This is a genomic window from Streptomyces sp. NBC_01549 (assembly GCF_026339955.1).
GTDB lineage: Bacteria > Actinomycetota > Actinomycetes > Streptomycetales > Streptomycetaceae > Streptomyces.
Genome location: NZ_JAPEPW010000012.1, coordinates 1 through 19,829, shown reverse-complemented (window position 1 = coordinate 19,829; position 19,829 = coordinate 1). Strand labels below are relative to the sequence as shown.

Sequence of the window (19,829 nt, the reverse complement as noted above, 5' to 3'; positions counted from 1 at the left end):
GCCTCCGGCAGCCGAATACTCGCTACGCTCGTTTCGCGCGTCCCCGCGCGAATTGCCCGCCTCCGGCGGGGCGTTATGGAATTGGCCTCCGGCCATTCCATAACGTGCGTTCCTCCGGAACGAACAGCGAATGGGATTGTTTGCGTTCCTCCGGAACGGAAATGGGCTGGTTTTGTTTGTGGGTTGACGGGGGTTTAGTTGAGAGTTCGTCATATTCGTTGTCCGGGGTGAGGGTTGGGGAATCTCCGATTCCCTTACAGGCGAGCCTATTTGATTGTATTCCGTGGAATAAAGTAAACCACGGAATACCGGGAAAGGGAAATAGGGCCCCTCCGGGGCCCGAACCCCCTGGGAGAGGTGAGGGGTTGAGCCTGCCTCCGGCAGGACCAGACAGAAGAAAGGAAGAGAGAGGAGACCCCAGGGGGTAAGGGAGACACCAGGCAGGAGGCCGGAGCACCGGCCCTCACCCCAACCCCGGGACAACCACCCCGGGGGCAGCGCGACGGCCCCGCCGTCGCGCAACACACACCAGGACGCCCCAATCCCCGACGCCGCCGCCCGACCCGCCCCCGCCCCCATTCCTCACTCATCCTTCAACCGGCGCGGGACAAGTGGCAGCAGAGGGGATGTCAGACCCCCAACCATGCGCGGAACCCTTGGTTGACCTGCGGATATGCCGACCATCCCGAAGAGGCTTGCGCAAGAGATGTTGCAAGAGAAGGCGCAGGAGTAGCCGCAAGAGAAGGTGCAAGAGATGTTGCAGGTTCGGGCGTTTCGGGTGCCTCCCCTATCCAGAGAGTGTATTATTGATTTCGTAGTCAGGCGGCAACCTGACTGAGTCTCAATCACCAACCCGAGGAGCCCCCTTGGACACCGAAACCGTTGAGGCGGCAAGCCGACTCACGATCCACATTGCTGGAGAGCACGAGACCAATGCATCCATCGGTCTGACGCTCATTCCCCTACTCAAGATTCCGACAGCCATCATCGAATTCAGGCACCCTACCGGCGCGCGCGTTTGGTGGGAAGGCTGGTGCGAGGCCGCCGAAATGCTCGACAGGATTTTCCCCGAGCAGGTCGACGCAGGCGAATTGCGTGAACCCGAACTCACCATCAATTCGTTTGTGATTCTGGACGACGCGCCCCGCCGCGCCAAGATTCGGGCCCGCAGCGCGGCAGTGAGCCCCGACGGAATCGGCGCACTGTCCGTCACCGTCGGGGGTCTGACAATCGCGTGCGCGTCTCGGGACGCGGTCGAATGCCAGGTTCGCGGGTGGCGCGAGGCGTACGACATGTTCGCCCGTGACGGAGGGTTCGGACTGCCGTCCGCCGACGAGGTGGCCGCGCGCGTACGGGCCGACCACACGCGCCACGGGGTCAACGAGCTGTCCACGGCCGCCGAGGAACAGCGGGCAGGCCGGACGCAGTGACACGCCCAGGGTGGGGCGACCGCCGGTCGCCCCACCCTCCCGCAGGCACAGCCACCAGAGAGGGGACACCATGACCGCCACAGGACCGATCAGCCAGGGGCAGCGCGTGCGTATCGAGCGCCGCCCCACCCGGAGCCTGGCCGCCTACGCCCGCCCGAGGACCGCGAACCGGCCCGCCCCGTGGCCGGAGGTGTGGGAAGGCACGGTGTTGCAAGTGGCCTACGAGGAAGACGAGTTGACCGACGTCGAGATCTACGGCAAGCGTGAGAGCACCGGCGAGACGAAGCGCGTTGCGTTCAGCCTCACCCGGAACGCGTTCTTCCGTACGACAGTGACGCCGGTGAAGTCGTCGTAACTCGCCACGTCTGGGGGGTGATTGTGGGTTGAGATCACCCCCCGTGAGAGCGTATTATTGATTCTGCGGGTGAGCGGCAACTCACTCGCCGCCAACTCAGCAACCCAAGGCAGGGGAACGATGAGCGAGTACGACGACCACGTACGGCAGAGCCTTGAAGGTCAGCACGATGACCCGAGCGAGGATCTCGGCATGGACGCGATGCGGTGGACCCCCGCACCCGTCAGCGAAGCCGTGACGGACGAGGCCATGCAAACCGCCGCCGACACGGCACACGCGTTGCTCGACCGCGCAGCCGACGCGTACCTGTCCCTCCTGAACGCCGTTCTCGGCGACGGGACACACCACATGGTGGCCAGCGCCAGCACGCCGCACGGCGACGTCACCGAAGGCCAGGAACTCACGGTGATGGGAGACGCCCTGATCATCAACGAGGCCGCATCCATGCGGGTGTGCGCTGTGCTCGCGGCTGGCATGGTCGGGTGCGCCACCGGTGGACTGGTCGTGCGTACCTTCTGCCCCGACGGGTCGGAGTTCGTACGCGGCTGGAGGGTCCGGAACTTCTGGCTTCGGCCGCTCACCGCCGAGGACATCCGACAGGCGTACACCGTCGACACCGAGACCGGCGCACCGCTGGCCCCGGAACCGGGCGTTGAGTACCGGCAGGCCGAACGGGTGCCCCGCCCGGACCAGGCCCCGACGCACGGCGAGAGCGCCAGCCACACCGCGCCCCGGGACAACCGGCCCCCGAACCGCCGCAACTGAGCACCACCCCTCCGGGCCGGTCACCCGACCGGCCCGGAGGGAACGCCCCTGCCTCCCCCTGCCCTGCCTCCCGGTGTGAGCGGCAACTCACCCGGCACCAACCCGACCAGGAGTGATCCGCCATGACCACGACCACGCAGCCCGCCAGCAGCTCGCGCACCCACGCCCAGGAGCCGGCCCCGACCCCTGCCGAAGTGCCGGCGCCCACCGCCCCGACCGCCGACCTGCCCCGCAACCTGGCCCCGCTCACCGCCCGCGCGGAAACGGCCGGATGGACCGCCACCGTCCAGACGCAGCCCGGACACTGCGCCCTGGTGCTCACCGCCCGCCAGGAGGCCGGGGAAACCGTCCTGCGCTGCGTGTGGCGGCTCACCGCCCGGGGCTACCGCTGGGACGGCGCCACCCTGCACCGCTACGGCCAGCAGGCCGCCGAGGGCATCGCATGGCGCGCCGTCGGCGACCTGGTGGCCTCCGAGGCCCCCACCGCCCGCACAGAGCCGACCCGCCCGGACCTGTCCATGTCGGTGTACGGGAAGCGGGACGCGTCGCCCGTGACGGCGGAGGCTGCGGCGGCGGAGTGCCGCGCGTTCGCGGGCATCGCGGATGATCACGCGTCGCGTGCGGGTGAGGCGTACGAGGTCACGGCGCACGTTGCCCGTCATACCCGCAGGGCGTACGACGTGCGGCCGGTCGACGGTCTGCCGGACGCTGAGTCGGACACGGTTCGTTCTGCGTTGCGGCGGATTGATCGGCGGTCGATTCGGGCAGACGTGTGCGCGTCCCGCGCCCGGTACGACGCATGGGGCAACCCCCAGGATGACCCCGAGTACGCGGGGCAGTGCGCGGAGCGTGCCCGGATTCTGGCGGACGCTGCGGAGTCGGACGCGCGGCGTGCGGGTGAGGTATTCGCGTGCGCGGAGTATGCGACTGAGGCGGAGCTGTGGACCGAGCGCGAGGCAGACAGGGAGCGTGAGCGCGCCGAGGCTGCCCGGATCGATGGCGGGTACGCACTCGGGGAGCCTCGCAAGGTCGAGGGAGACTCGCGCGTCACGCTGCCCGTTGGGTCTCTGGTGAACGTTCCGGGCCGTGGCTCTTGGGTGCGTGTGGTCCGGGTGCGGCTCGATGGGTCCGGGGCGTGCGTGGTCGACGGTGCCGAGGTGATCGGCGACGTTCCGGGCCGCGGTCACGCCCGGGTGCACGTCGACTACTCGACGCCGGAGTCTGGCGTGTGGGTTGTGGCTCAGGTAGCGGGCGAGGGTGCGCCGGTCGGCGCACCGGCCACGGGCGACGCTCCCCAGGGTGGGCCGACCGGTGACACTGCCCCGGAGGCTGCCCAGCGCAGTGTGCCGGTCGTGGTGGAGCGTCCGGCGGTATTGCCCGACGTCGTGTCGGAACCCGGCGGGGTGGACGGGTGGGAGACCGACGGGGGCGCGGTTGAGGTGCTGCCGGTGATCTGCCACGGCAACGGTGGTGGGGTATTCCCGGTGGCGTTCCGTGGCCCGTATGAGGGCACGGTGCGAGTGTCGCGGGCGTGGCTGACGGAGCGTGCGCGCCGTGAGCTGACCGTGGCGTGTGAGCGGCTGACGGTGGCGGAGGAGCACGCGGAGACGTGCGCGGCGTGGCGGCGGGATGCGTACGACCTGCACCAGGAAGTACGCCGGTCGGCTGGTGTGCTGGGTGAGCGAGTGGTGGTGCATTACGAGACGTCCGGCGGGTGGTCGGAGCGTGCCCGTGAGGCGTCGTTGGCGGCGGATATGCGGCGGATGGGTGCGCGGGATGCGGTCCGGCGGTGTGAGCGTGAGCTGTCCGGCTTGGAGGTGGAGGCGGCGGAACCGGGGCGCCGGTCGAAGTCAGCGCGTGCGTTCCTGGCGCGTGCCGTGTCCGGGGATGTTCCGGCCGGCCGTGGGGCGTGGGTGTCTGCCGATGGCGGTACGGCGGTGATGTTCGAGCATCCCGCAGACGTCGACGTGAACCCGGACGTGAGGCACGGGGAAGCGAACGAGCAGCGTCGGGCATTCGTTGACCTGTTGGCCGATGCCGTGGCCGCGCGGGATGAAGGCCGCGCGCTGATCGGCCGTGACCTCCCGTCGAAGAAGACGCACGGACGTACGGCCGGGGTCGAGAAGGGCCAGGCGTCCGCCTCGGTCAAGGGGCTGGACGTCAAGCCGTGGAAGGCTCCGAGGGTTCCGGCGGAGGGCTCGCCCCTGGATAGCGAGACGCTCGCCACGTGGGCCACGGTGGGGGACGTCGTGGCGGAGAGTGAGGCGGCGCCCGGGGTGTGGCTGCCCATGGCTGCCGTGTCGTTTGCGGAAACGGCCATGGCCAACGGGTGGACGGTGGCCATGCAGCGCAGCACTGACGGGGGCATGGTGACGGTGCGCGTCGCTGGTGTCGCGGTTAAGAACGGTGAGCCGCTCGCCTATGAGTTGCTCGCGGTGTGGGACGGCGGGGTGTTCCGTGAGGACCGTTCGGCGGTGTGGGTTACCGGTCGGCGGGTGACGGGCAAGCGCACCCCGTTGTGGTCGGCGCCGGTCCGGGTGGGCCGGTCGGGCAAGCACCAAGATCCGTCGATGTTGTCGACGGTGCAGCATGCGGCGGAGCCGGGCACGCTCGCACGGGTCGCGCTGAGCAGCTCGGCGCCTGCCCCCGAGGGTGTGAGCGACCCCGGCGGCATGGACGGGTGGGAGGGCGAGGGCGGAGCGCTCGCGCGGGATGATGGCGGAGAGCTCCCCCCGCCGGCGCCCCGTGACGAGGTGTCCGCGCGGGCGGCTGACGTGGTGTCCGACCCGTCCGGGGCGGACGTGTGGGAGGCAGAGGGCGGCACGGTGCCGGGCGTCGACACACCGGCCCCCGTCGCGGCGGCTGTGGCGGTTATGCCGATCGACTGGGCGAAGCCTGCCGGGCGCGGTGACTGCGCGGCGGCAAACACGTGTGGCGGGTTCGGGGTGCTGCTGTGGGACGTGCCCGGCTGTGCTCCGCGCTGCGCCGAGTGCGCCGCACGGGTCATGGGGCACTCTCCGGCGGCACTGCGCGCGCTCACCCTGCCCGGGGACATCGTGGAAGCGGAGGAGGGGGCCGAGGCGGCGGACATCGTCATCCGGCACACCCACGAGGACGGCACCACTGTTGAGGGCTCCGCCAAGGGTGACGGGGTGTGGGAAGCGTTGCGCCCGCTGGGCTGGACCTACCGGCGTAACCCGGGAATCTTCATCCGGGGCAGCCGCTACAAGGGCGCCGACCGGTGGAAGATCGACCGGGCTGCGGACGCGGTGCGCGCACTCGGCCTGTCGTGCGCTGTGGTGATCGAAGAGGGCATGTCGTTTGCGGAGCGGGAAGCCGCCCGCGTGGATGCGGCCGAGGAGCGGACGGAGCGGTTCGCGGACCGGGCCGGACGTGCGGCGGCATCCTCGCAGTCGGCGCGGGATGCCTCGGACCGGATCGGCGAACGGTTCTGGATGGGTCAGCCGATCCTGGTGGGCCACCATTCGGAGGGGCGCGCCCGCCGGGACCAGGAGCGCATGCACAACGCGATGCGTAAGAGCATCGCCGAGGGCGAGCGGGCCGGTTACTGGGCATCCCGTGCGGCGGCGGCGGACGCCTACGAGCGGTACCGGAAGAACCCCGGGCGCACGCTGCGCCGCATCGAGAAGCTGGAGGCGGAGCGGCGCGGCGTCCTGCGGGAGCGGGACGGCGTTGACGACAAGGGCCGTACGGCTGATGTGTGGCGACGCCAGCCGTCCGAGGCGCGCCGGGAGGAGCTGACGCGCCGTCTGGCCGAGTACGACGAAGAGCTGACGTACTGGGCGGAGACCATCAAGGAGGCCGAGCGGCGCGGCTTCAAGGTGTGGGGTCGGGCCGACTTCATCAAGGGTGATTTCGTGCGGTGGCGGGGGTCCTGGTACGAGGTGACCCGGGTCAACGCCAAGACGGCGACCGTGCCGCACATCCACGCCGCGTTTGATGGCGGCACCGTCGGCGCCGTCGACGGATGCCGCGTGGTCACCCGCGCGGCAACGGCTGAGACCCGGCACAAGGGCAGCACCTACACGCTCCCCTACAACGAGGTGAGCGGGCGCATGTCGGCCGAGCAGATGCGGGCCGCCCTGGCGGGCGAGGCGATCCCAGCCGACCCGCGCGACATCACCCCGGAGCCCGCCCCGACACCGGGTTCGCCGACTGATGCGGACGAAGCGTTGAACCCTCCCCAGCGAGAGCGTATTATTGATTTTGCGGGTGAGCGGCAACCCACCCGCCACCAACCCAACTCGCAGCAGAAGGACAGGGCATGGACTACATCGACACCAAGGACGTGGCCGCCGAGCTCCGTAACCGCCTGAAGAGCGCGTTCCCCGGCGTGAAGTTCAGCGTGCGCAAGGGCACCGGCACCGGCTCCGCGTGGATCTCCGTCTACTGGACCGACGGCCCCTCCACGGCCGACGTCGAGGAGCACACCCGCCCCATGCAGGGCGCGCAGTTCAACGGCATGGAGGACCGCTACGAGTCCACCGACAACACGGTCACCGTCACCGTCAAGGGCCGGAAGGTCACCGGTAAGCCGCTGGTCGACGGCATCAACACCCACCGGGACGTCTCCGACGACGCCCTGAAGGCCGCCGCCGTCCTGTGGTCCGAGGCCCACGACGGCACCGAGCCCCCCACCAGCGGCATGTTCGCCGCCTGCGTCGTCGACGGCCACGTCATCCAGGAGAACTGGGCTCCGCAGCAGATGTGGCAGATCGCCAGTGACGTTGTCCTTCCCCAGCGCTGGGCCGCCGCCAAGAAACAGGCCGCCGCCCAGGCCGCCCGTCCGGCGAACGCCCGCGAGCAGGGCGACGAGGGCGCGGAGGGACTCGCGCTCCAGCACACGAACGAGGACGGGACGACGGTCACCGGTACGCGCCTGGGCGACGGCGCCGCCGAGGTCCTCAAGCGCCACAGCTTCAAGTGGCACCGCAAGAACCAGTACTGGTACGCCCCCGGCAGCCGTGACCAGCAGGCCGACACCGGGTTCATGGACGCGGTCGCCGCCGACCTGCGCGCCGAGAACCTGACCGTCACCACGGCGCAGCCCGAGCCGACCCCCACCGCCTGAACCGACACCCGACCGGCCGGGCGCCCCCGGCGCCCGGCCCACCGAGCGGAGCCCCCATGTCCACACACCTCCCCTCTCAGCTCACCGGCGATCGCCCGGACCCGGGCGCCGCCGTCTCCGACCCGGGCACCGTCGAGGCGTGGGAGACGGACGGCGGAGCCGGCCCCAGGGTCGAGCCGACCGGCGACACCCCCGCGGCCCGTCCCGCCGCACCGTCCGCCGCCGAGGTCGCCGAGCTGCCCACGCGGGCGCGCACGCTGGTCGAGGCAGCGACGGCGAACGGGTGGGACGTCACCGTCACCTCCCAGGGCATCGTGGAAGATGCCCCCGTACGCACGATCACCCTGACCGGTGCATTCCCGACGCCGGCCACGGTCGCTGAACTCACCGCCCGGTGCGTCTGGTACGGCTCCAGCTACTGGGGAGAGGTGTCCGAGCGCAACGGCCGCTATGCCGGCGGTTTCGGTGAATTCCTCGCGTGGGTGCGTGACGCGCCCGCCATGTGCCGAGCGGGCAAGGAAGCGGGATGGATCCAACCCGGCAGTCCGCTGCCGGGTACAGAGCTGGAGACTGTGCCGCTGCCGCAGTGGTACGACGGCGCGCCCCGTCCGCGCATCTTGGTCCGCGATGCGCGGATGTACGCGCGGTACACGCAGACCATCCACCACGACGACACCGGCATCCCCGTGCGGGAGGCCCCCGGATACGGTCGGCCTCACCTCAGCGGCGACGCGGTGCGCACTTTCCTCGGCGGATCACTCGGATTCTGGCTGTCCAGCCAGGCCGCCATCACAGACGACGAAACGATCATCTACCGCCAGACCAACGGGCATTCAGCGATCACGTTCACGCCGGATCGCGACTCCGGCGTCATCATCACCCACCCGGAGCGGTACATCACGGCTGACGCGTACCGGGTCACCGGACACGGCCGCCTTCCGCAGGTCTGGACGCAAGCAGCCGTCCGTGAGGCAGTTTCCGAAGCAACGCGCCCTGGCCCGATCGACTGGCCGGACGGCTGGGCACTGCTCATGCCGGACGAGTCCGTGAGGTTCGCCCCGCGAGGCTTCCCCTGGAAGTCCGCAGACGTGTACATCGCCGAACCCACCGCCCCGCCCCAGGCATGGGGGCCACGGTGCGGGACGTGCGGTTGGTACGAGACGGAGCACGACCCCGCGCGCGGGTGGGGCCGTTGCAGCAGCTTCCAGCCGCCGACCGACACCTGACGAACGCCTCCTGCTGGCGCGCAGCGCGGCCGCCGTAGCCATCACTCCCCATCGAACTCACGACCGCCCTGGAGCGGTCCGGACAACCGCGTCAGGACCGCTCCCCCACACCACCGCGAAAGGCGGCATGCCATGGCCGGAAAGCTCAGCAAGGAGCAGACCAAGCAGCACAACCGGGCGCGCGAACTGGTCGACATGGAACGGGACTTGACCGAAGAGGAGCGGGAATTCGTTCTCGACCACTTCCACGAGTCCGCGAACATGGGCCGCACCCTGGACGGCGCGTTCTTCACACCGGCCGAGCTCGCCGGCGAACTCCACCACGTGGTTCCGGGTGACCGCATCATCGACCTGTGCGCGGGCATCGGACGCCTGGCCTGGCACGCCCGCGACTACTGGAACCGGCGCTGGGAGCGTCTGCCGCCGCGCGAGATCGTGTGCGTGGAGAAGAACCCGGAGTACGTGAAGGTAGGGCGGCGCATCCTGCCGGAGGCCCAGTGGATCTGCGCCGATGTGCTCGACGTCCCGGGCATGAACCTCGGTCCCTTCGACTGCGCGATCAGCAACCCGCCGTTCGGGCGGATCAAGCGCAGCTCCAACGCCCCCGGATACCGGGGACCGCTGTTCGAGTTCCACGTGATCGCGGTCGCCGAAACCCTGGCCCGGCGGGGAGCGTTCATCATCCCGAGGGAATCCGCCCCGTTCCGCATCGAGACCGGATTCGTCTCGCAGGACTCGCCCGCGTACGAGCGCTTCCACCGCGAGACCGGGATCAAGCTGCGCCCCAACCCCGGCATCCCCACGGACCTTTTCCGCGACCAGTGGCGCGACGCTTCACCGGCCGTCGAAATCGTGGTGCACAACCGCGACGAGGACGAGTTGGAGGCCCAGGCCGAGCAGGCCGCGCGCGCGGAGCAGGAAGCCTTGGCCGCCCGCCCGCGCACGCCGAAGGCCCCGCGCACCTGCGCAGCGCCCAAGGCTGCGCAGCCGGCCGGGTTCGGCGACGGCGGCGGGGACACCCTGTTCTGAAAGGGGATTGATCAACCCCCATGAAGGTGTATTATTGATTTTACTGGTGAGCGGCAACTCACCGGCCGCCGACCGACCCTGAGCAGAGACGGAGCCACCCATGGGCGCCTACGGACACGACATCACCGCCGGAATGCTGGTCTTCGACCGGAGAGAGTTCGGCATCTACCGGCCCGGCCATGAACCGGTCTGGCTGGTCGAGAGCGTGGCGAGGCGCGAGGAGCGCCACCCGTCCGGCGACACCACCGTGATGCGCACGTACGCGGAACTGCGCAACGCCGAAGTCCACAGGAAGAACACCACCCAGGCCAACTCCGGTTGGAGCCATATCGGGCGCGTTGACTCTCTGGTCGAAGCCGCCGAGGAGGGGGACGCCACCAAGCCGGGCGTCTTCCGGATGAGCTGGGCCATGGTCGCCTTCCTGCGCGCAAACCGCTTCCGGTGGTCCACCTCCGACGACTACCCGACCGTGCGCGACCTGGTGAACGCGGCCCCCTATGACGGGCACGGGTTCCTGGTGGGCGCACGCACGGTCACCCCGCACGGCCTGCGCTACGAGCTCGGCGCCCTGTCGGTGTGCCTGGGGAACCTGCTCTGCGACCTGGAGGCAGGCCGCATGACGGCCGCCGACCTGGAAGCGGGCGGCATCTCCGTACCGCTGCTGGACGCCACCCGCGAGGCCCTGCGCACCGCCGACTCGGCCGCCAGGGCCTGACCATCCCGCCGGGCGCCGACCACGGCGCCCGGCCCCCAACCGGATTGAGCGGCAACTCATCCGGCACCACTCGACACAGGAGGACGCACCATGACCACGATCCGCCGGAACTGGACCAAGCGCGTGGCGGAGATCCGCACGGCAGTTCGCACCTGCCACGCCTACGACTCCGACAGCAGCAACATGGTGCCGGTCGACCCGGCAGCCGCCTTCGAGGCATGGGAGAGCAAGCCGCGCGCCCGGCTCACCGAGGACGCCCCCGGGCAGAAGTGGACGGTTCACGTTCACTCCAACCGGTTCTACGTCCTGACCGCCGAGGAGCCCGCCACCCCGGCGGACGACGAGCCGGCCGCCGAGGTTCCCGCGGCCCCCACCGCCGCGCCCGGCACCCGCCACGCGCACCAGGCCGCCGGACCGACCAGCACGCACGACCGCAGCGCCGCGCGCACGCTCGCCCGGCACGCGCGGGCATCCGGTGTGCCGGACGGGAACCGCCTGCCCGGTCATCTGCCCGCCCTGGCGGTCGATCTCGTGGGAAAGACCGTCCGCGTCAAGCTCGCCCAGGGCTACAGCCACGAGCAGATCCGGGACGAGTTCGAGCAGGAGCGGGCCGAGGCGCAGGCCGCCGGAGACGCCGGGAGGGTCGCGGCCCTGGGCACGGCGCTCGAGGTGCACGCGGCGATGGTGGCCGAGCAGGACGCCGCCCCGTCGCCCACCGGCCCCGCCCCGGCCGACCACGGCCCCAGCTCACCTGAGGAGCAGCCCGCCCGGCACCGCCCCGGCTCGCCGCGCGAACTGCCGGTCTACGACGAGACCTACCCGAAGGTGCTCGCGGCCAACGACAAAGCCCGCCAGCACGCCGAAGCCCGGGCCGCCATGGCGGATCGCCTCGTGTCGCTGGTCCCCGGCGCCGAGGCCACCCGGTCCGAACCGTCCCCGATCGTCGAGTACCAAAAGCGCGGGACCATCGAGCGTGTGACCGCGCAGGTTCTCGGCGACGGCCTCAACATCGTCACCTTCCGCTACGTCGACGACGAGGCGACCAAGGCCGTCATGAAGGCCTACGGCGAGGCAATCCGGCACACCGCACCGGCCCCGGACGGCCGTTCCCACGATGCCGACGAGGCCGCGCGATGAGCACGCCGACCGCCCGCCACCGCTGCCCCTACCGGCCCGGGGCACCGGCCTGGTACGTCCGCGCCACCCGTCACGCCCTGCCCCCGAGCCGCTTCCCCGCCTTCAAGCGCCAGCAGCTCACCGGCGAACAGGTGGCCGTGTCCGTCGGCCACACGGGCGAGGACGGCACCGCCCACGTGACGCTGCTCATCGGCCGCCACCTCGGCAAACCGCCGAGGCCCGGAGCGGCCCGCGACACCTGGCTACGGGTACGTGCCGACATCGCCGCCCACCTCCAGAAGGCCGGGTTCGCCACCGCGCCAACCAAAGGCGGGGTACGGGCCACCCCGCCCCGGCCTGAGCCGGTCGCCGTCCATCTGGAGCACGGCGACGTGTTCCGTGACGGGCTCGACGCCTTGGGCCGCTATCGCATCTGGTGCCCCGAGCACCCCCATCTGGCCGGCCGCCTGCGGAATGCTCACGGCCTGGGACCGCAGGTGTTCACCTACGTCTACGCGACCCAGAAGGCCCGGCACCCGATCTGGCCGACCGGCTTCCGCACCCTGCACGCCGCCGCCGACGCGTGGGCCGCCCACATGGGCCTGCCCCCGGTGACGGTGACCGAGACCTGACCGCCCCACCTCAGTCACGCACGCCCGAAAGGCGCCCCTGACCAGCACGGTTCCCCCAGCACTCCCCCAGAGAAAAGGTGTTGCCCCACGGACAGAATGGCGTATAATTGATTTCATTAGCAAGCGGCAACTTGCTCAACACCAACCGATCGCACGAGGAGCAATCCGTGAGCGACACCGCAACAACGACACCGATGCAGCGGGTCACGCTGCAGCTCGGTCAGATCAGCGTCAACCCCCTCAACGTCCGCCAGGACCTCAACCTGGACGAGAAGTTCCTCAAGTCCGTCGCGGCCAACGGCGTGAAGGTCCCCGTCGTGGTCCTCCCGCTCGGCGGGGACGCCTACGAGCTGAAGATGGGCCACCGGCGCTACTTCGCCGCCCGGGCCACCAAGGAGACCGACGCGGAGCAGGACGCGATCGAGGTCCCCGCGTACGTGCTCGACCCCTCCCTGCGCGAGGCGGGCGAGGACTTCATCGACCAGCTCATCGAGAACGACGACGACTACCGCCGGGGCCTGACCGAGCTGGAGCAGGCCGACGCCCTGTTCGGCGCGGTCGGCGCGGGCATGAAGCAGGCGAGGGTGGCAGAGCTCACCGGCCGCTCCCGCAGGGACGTGTCCCAGGCGGTGAAGACCGCCAAGTCGGTCGGCGAGCGGACCCGTTCGGCACTCGCCGAAGCCGGTACGTACGACCTCGACCTCGAAGTGCTCGGTGTGCTGGGCGAGTTCGACGACGACTCCGCCGCCGTTGACCGGCTGCTGGACGCCTACGCCAAGGGCCGCTTCGAGTTCCAGGTGCAGTGGGAGCGCGACGACCGCGCCGAGCAGCGCGCCCGTGAGCAGGTCCGCCCGCAGCTGCAGGCGGCCGGGGTGCGGCTGGCCGAGGACGGCGACACGCTTCCGCAGACCGCCGAGCCGGTCAGCGAGCTGGACGGCCCGGACGGCGAGCCCATGAGCGCCGAGTCGCACGCCGACTGCCCCGGCCACGTGGCGACCTGGGCCGAGAACCCCCGCGAGCCCGGCGAGGTGGACTACTTCTGCACCGACCCAGAGCGCTTCGGCCACTACCCGCCCCAGGAGGACGCCCCCGAGGCGGACGGCGACCAGGACGAGGAGCAGCCGCAGGCGGCGGGTGCGGCCAAGCCGTCGGAGCCGTCGCGCGAGTACGTCAAGGCGGGCAACAAGGCCTACCGCGCGGCCGAGAAGGCCCGGCAGGGGTGGCTGAAGGACCTGGTCGGCCGCAAGACCGCGCCGAAGCCGCTCGCCGCGTTCATCACCGAGCAGCTCCTTACCTGCCCCAAGCCGGTGGCTCAGTGGGTGGGCGACGCGGGCCGCCGTGACCTGGTCAAGGAGCTGACCGGCTACGACCAGCCCGCCGAGCGCGCCAAGTCGGCGACCCCGGCCAAGCTCACCCTGCTCAACTTCGCGGTGCTGGCCGCGACGTTCGAGAAGCGGATGGGCGAGGTACGGACCTGGCGCACCGACAGCACCGCCCGCTCGGCCGTGTACGAGCTGCGGGAGATGCGTGCTGACGCCCGCACGTGGCTGTCGTTCCTCGCCGAGATCGGCTACCCGCTCTCCAACGTCGAACAGGCCATCGTCGAGGACGAGCCCTTCCAGGAGGGCGAGCCGGACGCGGCCGACACCGACGGCCAGGCCGACGAGGACGGCCCGGACGCGGTGAGCGCCGAGGACTCCGAGGACGCGTCCTGACCTGCTGCCCGGGCCGGACCTGACAGGTCCGGCCCGGGCCCCCTCACCCTTCCCTCTCTGCGCGCTGCCCGCCCGGAAGGCCTCGCCATGCTCCGCTCCGAACTCCGCCTCAACGCCTCTCTGTTCGTCGCCCAGGCCGCCGTCAGCAACCACACGGGCCTGATCGCCCGGGCCGGTCTCGCCATGCCGGCCGCGCCGTTCGGCTCCCCCGCCTGGCAGCTGCCCGCCCTGGTCTCCTACCTTCACCGCCTCCACCAGGACGAGGAGGACCCCTCCCCCGAACTGTGGCGCGCGCACACCGAGCGCCAGACCGGCCCGGTGCCCCGGCCGCACATCCGCTACCAGGCTGACGGCCTGCACGATCCAGACGCGGTGTGCGTGCTCGACATCCGGCTCGGTCCGCGCGATGAGGACACCGGCTGGCCCGCCGCCGACCTCGCCGTCATCGAGCAGGAGGAAGGCGCCTGCCCTTTCGGGCGCGTCACCCGCCGCCACGGGGTCGAGGCGATTGCCGCGTACGCCGCCCAGGAACTGACCGCCGAGCACGCCCGGCTCATGGGCCGCGCCCGCCAGCACCAGGACGCCTCCTTCGTGCGCCTCGCCGAACTGGCCCAGCGCGCCGCCGACTGGGCCGAAAAGGTCCGCGCCGCCGCGCACGCCGGCACCGTCCATGTCCAGGCCGACCGCGCCCGGGCCCGCATCACCCACTGACCAACACCGCCCACCGCCGCCCGTGGAGGCCTGCGCCATGTCCGAGTTCGAGCCCGTCTCACCGACCTACGGCCTGTCCGACGCCGTGGTCGCACACCGGCTGCGCGGCGGCGGCGAGCGCGTCCGCGCCGACCTACCCGGCGGCTACCAGCTGACCCTGCGCACCCGCGAGCTGCACGGGCCGCTCCAGGCGGCCCTGGCCGCGCCGTCGCCCACCGGACCGGCCCGGATCTGCACCGCGCGGTTCAGCGCCTTCACCCCGCTGCCCGCCGTTTCACGCATCCTGGACGCGGTCACCCGCTACGCCCCGGCCCTGCCCGACGCCCGCGACGCCCACCCGCCCCGCGAGGCCGTAGCGCGCCTGCTCACCACCGGCGCCCCCTTCCAACAGCCCGGCGAGCCGGGGCTGTTCGTCCAATTCGGGCACGCGCAGGCCTGGCTGGAGGGCCGGCGGCTCAGCGTCACCCTGGGTGCCCCCGGCAGCGGGCTGAGCCTCACCCTGGGGGGTCCCTGGGACGCGCCGTCCACCGCGCGTCTCACCGCCGCCGTCCTGCGGGAGCTGACCGACGCTGGCGACCTCGCCGGCCAGGTCGCCGCGCTGCTGCCGCCCGGGCCGTGGCAGGTCCTGTCCGACCAGTGGCACCCCGCCGCCGCCCTGGTCCTCCCCTCGGCCCCACGCTGGGACCCGGAAGACCCGCTCGGCCGCCGCTTCTCCCGGACCCTGCGCGCGCTGCAGACCGGGCTGTGCGCGGACCGGCCGGACTGGGACTTCCAGGAGCTGATCTCCGTAGAGGGCTCGGCCGTCGCCCTCCGCGTCACTGCGCACGAGCGCACCGTCCCCCGCCTGGTCCGCACGGTGGTGGGCACGGGCCGCTTCGTATCCGGGGAGTTGGGGAACACCCGCACGACGTTCCTGCCCACCGACCTGCCGGCGTTCCCCTGCCTCGCCCCGGCCCTGATGTCGCGCCCGGTCACGGCGCCCCTGAACCTCTACGTCGCCGCCGAAGCCGAGCGCGACATCTACGGAGTGAAGCTGGATCTCGGCGACTGGCACTACGTCCTGGACGCCCAGGCCGTGTTCTACGGGCCTGGCTGGTACCCGTTCCACGAGCACGTGACCCGCCGGGAGAAGGACCCCACCGCCCCGCTCAACGACCGCATGGTGCCCACCGGCCGCACGGTTCCCGCACGGGTGCGGATCTCCCCCGACGTCGAACACCGCTCCTGGCGCAACGAGTACGTAGTGCTCACCCCCGTCGACCGCCGCGTGGAAGCACGGCTGCAGCTGTACGCCGGACAGGACCGGGGATGCGCCCTCGTGCGCACCGTCACGCTGCAGATCGACCTGGGGACGATGCGGGTGACGCTCCCCGACCAGATCCCCGCGGGCCCGCTGCGCCACCAGGCCGCCATCAAGGGCGAACGGATCCTCACCCTTCTGGCAGCCGCGCGACACGAACGCGATCACGGGGCCAGCGAGCTGCGGGCCGTCCTCGCTCCCTGGAACCGCGGCGACCCACTCAGCACGGACACCTGACGCGGTCGCGACCGCGTGAGCACACGCGCTGGCCGTTTTGCCCCACCGCCGGTCCGGGGCGGCAACCCCGGACCGGCCCCACTCACCAACTCGAAGGACTTCCCCGTGAACGCCGTCCTCACCGCCCCGACCCATCGGATGCCGGCGCCGCCGGTGTACGCCCCGTATCCCGAGACGTGCACCTGCACACCCGCCGTCCGCTACGCCTGCGGTCACTGCTACCACGAACAGTGTCTGGACTGCGGGTTCTGCACGATGGGCAGCTGCGTCTGCCACTGCGAGTACGGCCTCGGATTCCACCCAGGTGACTCGCCGCCCGAGGGGCCGATGTTCTGGCTCGGCGGACACCACGCCAAGTCGCTGTCCACCTGGGGCGTTCCGATGTGCGTCTCGCGCTCCGCCCTGACCGGCCGCGTCACGCTGCCGCGCGCCGCCGAGGCCTGGGTGTGCGACTCGGGCGCCTTCTCCGAACTCGACAACCACGGCGGCTGGACGATCGGCGCCTGTGCCTACGTGCGCGAGCTGCGCCAGTTCCGCGACGGGATCGGCCGCCTGGTCTGGGCCGGTCCGCAGGACTGGATGTGCGAGCCCGACATGATCGCCAAAACCGGGCTGTCGGTGCGCGAGCACATCGACCGCACCGTGGGCAACTTCGTCGATCTGATGGCCGAGGACCCCGGCGTCGACATCATCCCGACCGTGCAGGGATGGCGGCCGGGCGACTACGAAGCCTGCCTGGACCTGTACGACAGGCGCGGCGTACGGCTGGCGGACTATCCGCTGGTCGGGGTCGGCTCCGTGTGCCGCCGCAAGTCGGTCAAGGACGTTCAGGCCGTCCTCGCCACGGTGGCCGCCGCCGGGCTGCGCCTGCACGGCTTCGGGCTGAAGACCCAGGCGCTGGAGACGTGCGCCGAGTACCTGGCCTCCGCCGACTCCCTGGCGTGGTCGATGCCCGCTGGAACGACCCGCTGCCCCAGTGCGAGGGCAAGCACAAGAGCTGCTCCAACTGCGTGCACTGGGCGATGCGCTGGCGCGAACGCGTCCTGGACGTGCTGCACGCACCCCGTCAGCTGATGCTCCCCACCACGACCTGACCCACCGCCGACCGCTCCGGGGCGGCAACCCCGGACCGGCCTTCCTTCACCAACTCACCGACCCGAGGGGCACTCCCTGATGTCTGTTTACGAGCAACCCCCGCTCGATCTCGGCGCCGTCTGCCAGCGGTGGAGGCATCGCCGGCACAGCTGGAGGCCGACCAGCGAGGGCGGGTTCGATCCCGCCCGCTACCGCGTCTGCGAGATGCCGAACGAGCTGGTTCACACGGCGAAGGCCTTCGTGCGCACCCACCACTACAGCGGCTCGTCGAGGACCGTCCGCTTCGTCTACGGCCTCTTCGACACCGCCGCGCCCCCTGAGACCAGCCCGGTGGGGGTGCTCACCCTGGGCATCCCGACCCAGGTCGCCGTGCTCACTTCGGTGTTCGGCCGACTCACCCCGTACGAGGAGAGCTTGGAGCTGAACCGGCTGGTGCTGCTCGACGAGATCCCGGCGAATGCGGAGACGTGGGCGCAGGCGTGTGCCTTCCGCCTGGCGGCCGCCCGGCGCTTTCGCCCTATTTTGCCAAGCGGGGAAAGAGTTTCTCGGCGGCGGAGCGGTGCACCTCGCCCAGCCGCTCCGCGCCGGGGCCGTCGTAGGTGGCGAGGCAGTGGTCGAAGCGGGCGCGCCATTCCGGGTGTGCGTAGGGGAAATCGCTGCCGTAGAGGACGTGGCCCGGCTCGGCGAACGCCAGGAGTGACGGCAGCGAGGTGGGTGTCGCGGACAAGGCCGTGTCGAAGTAGAACTTGCGCAGGCCCGCTTGGATGCTCTCCGGTGTGGTGCCGGGGTTGAATATCGCGGCGGCGCTGAATCGGCTCGCGGCGTAGGGCAGGAAACCGCCGGCGTGCGAAAGGATCACGCGCAGTTCCGGATGCCGGTCGAACACCCCGTGCGCGACGAGGTCCACTGCGGTGCGCGTGGTGTCGAACGGGAAGTCCAGCAGCGCAGTGGGCATTCCCGGCAACTGCTTGATCGGCGGTGCGGTGGGATGCACGAAAACCACGGCCGAGCGCGCGGCGAGCTCTGTCCACAGTGGCTCGTACGCGGGATCGCCGAGGTAACGCCCGTGCGCGTTCGAGAACAGGACCACACCGTCGGCGTGGAGCTCGTCGAGTGCCCGCACGGCTTCGGCGACCGCGCCGTCGAAGTCCGGCAGCGGCAGCACGGCGAAATGCCCGAAGCGGTCCGGTTGTTCCTTGACCAGCTCGGCCTGGTAGTCGTTCAGTTCGCGGGCGAGTTCGCGGGCCGCGGCGTCGTCACCGAAGTGGACGCCCGGTGCGCTGATCGACAGTATCCCTGTCTCGATTCCCGCCTCGTCCATCATCGCGATCGCCGCCTGGGGATCCCACTCCGGCATCAGCCAGCCACCAACGGTCCGCGAACCCTGCCGCGCCGCCGCCCCGCCGCTCGCATCCCACGGATTCCACTGCGCCGTCCCGCCAGCCACAGCCTGCGAATCCCCCGTCGCCCGATCTCCCGCCGCCGCCAGCGCCTCGAAGTAGCGGGGCGGAAGCAGGTGCTGGTGAACATCGATCTTGCCCGGCATGTCGCCAACCTCCGACTGTCCTCATCAACGCCTATTAGTTGTGTCCGAAATAGTTAGCTTGCTAGTTACTGCTCTGCTAGAGTACTGCTCGTGGAAAAGATCGGCAACTCGCCGCCCAGCTTCGCTGAGGCCGAGGAAATCATTCAGGCCGCCCAGCACCTGTTCTTCGTCGCGCGCAAGGCGCGATCGGCGGGTGCGGACAGGGACGCGGGACTGACGTTGCCACAGCTGACGCTGCTGGAGCCGCTCATCGACGAGGCCGAGCAACCGGTTGGCAGGCTCGCGGCGGCCGCGGACGTCACCATCCCCACCGCGACGCGCATGCTCAAGCAGCTCGAGGCCGCCGGTGTCGTGGTGCGCGAACGTTCGCTGGAGGACGAGCGCAAGGTGCTGGTGAGCCTCACCGGCGACGGCCGCACACGCCTGCGCCGGATGCTGGCCCGGCGCCGCGCCCGGCAAACTCGCGCGCTTGCCGCCTTCAGTCCACGCGAACGGAAACAGCTGGTCTCCTTTCTGCGCAGGCTTTCCGCTGTCGTCGAAGAGATCAACCGATCCGGCACCCATTGAGACACAACGTCTCGTAGAAGGAGCGACGTGAGCTACTCCGGCGATCCGCGGGCGGCACGCAGCCGCGAGGCGATGCTCATCGCGGCCACCCAGTTCCGGGCTCGACGCCGACATCCCGGCATCGCGGCGTGCCGACATCCCTGATCGGGCATACCGACCGCTAAACGAGTGACTGGGCGCTCCCGTCCACTTTCCGGGAGCGGGAACCGTTCCCGATCTGTCACTCAGTGGAGCTCGGAGCGTCCGGTGGGGGGAGCAGGCGTCGTAGCAACGACTCTTCCAGCTCGATCAGGATGGC

The 19,829-nt window shown here is 70.8% G+C and carries 16 protein-coding genes; 15 read left to right on the top strand and 1 reads right to left on the bottom strand.

From position 1 onward, the window contains the following. Positions 1-866 precede the first annotated feature (866 nt). From OG819_RS58380 to OG819_RS58315, 14 genes are all read left to right on the top strand, one after another. The gene (locus tag OG819_RS58380) at positions 867-1,430 is read left to right on the top strand and encodes a hypothetical protein (protein ID WP_266658401.1); all 564 of its coding nucleotides are present in this window, start codon (positions 867-869) and stop codon (positions 1,428-1,430) included. Between the two features lie 70 nt (positions 1,431-1,500). Further along, positions 1,501-1,785: a hypothetical protein gene (locus tag OG819_RS58375; RefSeq protein WP_266658400.1), complete on the top strand. Its 285-nt coding sequence runs from the start codon at positions 1,501-1,503 to the stop codon at positions 1,783-1,785. A gap of 120 nt (positions 1,786-1,905) precedes the next feature. Then, positions 1,906-2,550, top strand: a complete 645-nt coding sequence (locus OG819_RS58370) for a hypothetical protein (RefSeq protein ID WP_266658399.1) — start codon at positions 1,906-1,908, stop codon at positions 2,548-2,550. A gap of 122 nt (positions 2,551-2,672) precedes the next feature. Next, positions 2,673-6,887 (top strand): DUF3560 domain-containing protein, encoded by a 4,215-nt coding sequence (locus tag OG819_RS58365; protein WP_266658397.1) that lies wholly within the window; start codon positions 2,673-2,675, stop codon positions 6,885-6,887. Continuing rightward, complete coding sequence (locus tag OG819_RS58360; protein WP_266658395.1) at positions 6,836-7,642, top strand: LPD29 domain-containing protein; 807 nt, start codon at positions 6,836-6,838, stop codon at positions 7,640-7,642. Before OG819_RS58365 ends, OG819_RS58360 begins: the two co-directional genes overlap by 52 nt. A gap of 56 nt (positions 7,643-7,698) precedes the next feature. After that, a complete protein-coding gene (locus OG819_RS58355) occupies positions 7,699-8,868 on the top strand; it encodes a hypothetical protein (protein WP_266658392.1) in 1,170 nt (389 codons plus the stop codon). 132 nt (positions 8,869-9,000) lie between these two features. Then, positions 9,001-9,897, top strand: a complete 897-nt coding sequence (locus OG819_RS58350) for a methyltransferase (protein ID WP_266658391.1) — start codon at positions 9,001-9,003, stop codon at positions 9,895-9,897. A gap of 100 nt (positions 9,898-9,997) precedes the next feature. Further along, positions 9,998-10,612: a hypothetical protein gene (locus OG819_RS58345; protein WP_266658390.1), complete on the top strand. Its 615-nt coding sequence runs from the start codon at positions 9,998-10,000 to the stop codon at positions 10,610-10,612. A 90-nt stretch (positions 10,613-10,702) separates the two neighbouring features. Continuing rightward, complete coding sequence (locus tag OG819_RS58340; protein WP_266658388.1) at positions 10,703-11,749, top strand: hypothetical protein; 1,047 nt, start codon at positions 10,703-10,705, stop codon at positions 11,747-11,749. After that, the gene (locus OG819_RS58335; RefSeq protein WP_266658386.1) at positions 11,746-12,360 is read left to right on the top strand and encodes a hypothetical protein; all 615 of its coding nucleotides are present in this window, start codon (positions 11,746-11,748) and stop codon (positions 12,358-12,360) included. Before OG819_RS58340 ends, OG819_RS58335 begins: the two co-directional genes overlap by 4 nt. 167 nt (positions 12,361-12,527) lie before the next feature. Next, positions 12,528-14,075 carry a ParB/RepB/Spo0J family partition protein gene (locus OG819_RS58330; RefSeq protein WP_266658384.1) on the top strand — a complete coding sequence of 516 codons (1,548 nt, stop codon included), beginning with the start codon at positions 12,528-12,530 and terminating at the stop codon, positions 14,073-14,075. Between the two features lie 87 nt (positions 14,076-14,162). After that, the gene (locus OG819_RS58325) at positions 14,163-14,786 is read left to right on the top strand and encodes a hypothetical protein (RefSeq protein WP_266658382.1); all 624 of its coding nucleotides are present in this window, start codon (positions 14,163-14,165) and stop codon (positions 14,784-14,786) included. Positions 14,787-14,823: 37 nt separating this feature from the next. Beyond that, a complete protein-coding gene (locus OG819_RS58320) occupies positions 14,824-16,323 on the top strand; it encodes a hypothetical protein (RefSeq protein WP_266650530.1) in 1,500 nt (499 codons plus the stop codon). 105 nt (positions 16,324-16,428) lie between these two features. Further along, the gene (locus OG819_RS58315; protein WP_266658380.1) at positions 16,429-17,397 is read left to right on the top strand and encodes a hypothetical protein; all 969 of its coding nucleotides are present in this window, start codon (positions 16,429-16,431) and stop codon (positions 17,395-17,397) included. 538 nt (positions 17,398-17,935) lie between these two features. Here OG819_RS58315 and OG819_RS58310 read toward each other — a convergent pair. After that, entirely contained in the window at positions 17,936-18,964 is a 1,029-nt protein-coding gene (locus OG819_RS58310; protein WP_266650526.1) for an amidohydrolase family protein, read from the bottom strand. A gap of 90 nt (positions 18,965-19,054) precedes the next feature. On the opposite strand from OG819_RS58310, the gene OG819_RS58305 reads away from it, so the two are divergent. Then, a complete protein-coding gene (locus tag OG819_RS58305; protein ID WP_266658377.1) occupies positions 19,055-19,531 on the top strand; it encodes a MarR family transcriptional regulator in 477 nt (158 codons plus the stop codon). The last annotated feature ends 298 nt before the right edge of the window (positions 19,532-19,829 follow it).

Bases quoted from the DNA above. Each gene is read 5' to 3' on its own strand.
- OG819_RS58375 (WP_266658400.1), top strand. From the start codon at position 1,501: ATGACCGCCACAGGACCGATCAGCCAGGGGCAGCGCGTGCGTATCGAG.
- OG819_RS58370 (WP_266658399.1), top strand. From the start codon at position 1,906: ATGAGCGAGTACGACGACCACGTACGGCAGAGCCTTGAAGGTCAGCAC.
- OG819_RS58365 (WP_266658397.1), top strand. From the start codon at position 2,673: ATGACCACGACCACGCAGCCCGCCAGCAGCTCGCGCACCCACGCCCAG.
- OG819_RS58360 (WP_266658395.1), top strand. From the start codon at position 6,836: ATGGACTACATCGACACCAAGGACGTGGCCGCCGAGCTCCGTAACCGC.
- OG819_RS58355 (WP_266658392.1), top strand. From the start codon at position 7,699: ATGTCCACACACCTCCCCTCTCAGCTCACCGGCGATCGCCCGGACCCG.
- OG819_RS58350 (WP_266658391.1), top strand. From the start codon at position 9,001: ATGGCCGGAAAGCTCAGCAAGGAGCAGACCAAGCAGCACAACCGGGCG.
- OG819_RS58345 (WP_266658390.1), top strand. From the start codon at position 9,998: ATGGGCGCCTACGGACACGACATCACCGCCGGAATGCTGGTCTTCGAC.
- OG819_RS58340 (WP_266658388.1), top strand. From the start codon at position 10,703: ATGACCACGATCCGCCGGAACTGGACCAAGCGCGTGGCGGAGATCCGC.
- OG819_RS58335 (WP_266658386.1), top strand. From the start codon at position 11,746: ATGAGCACGCCGACCGCCCGCCACCGCTGCCCCTACCGGCCCGGGGCA.
- OG819_RS58325 (WP_266658382.1), top strand. From the start codon at position 14,163: ATGCTCCGCTCCGAACTCCGCCTCAACGCCTCTCTGTTCGTCGCCCAG.
- OG819_RS58320 (WP_266650530.1), top strand. From the start codon at position 14,824: ATGTCCGAGTTCGAGCCCGTCTCACCGACCTACGGCCTGTCCGACGCC.
- OG819_RS58310 (WP_266650526.1), bottom strand. From the start codon at position 18,964: ATGCCGGGCAAGATCGATGTTCACCAGCACCTGCTTCCGCCCCGCTAC.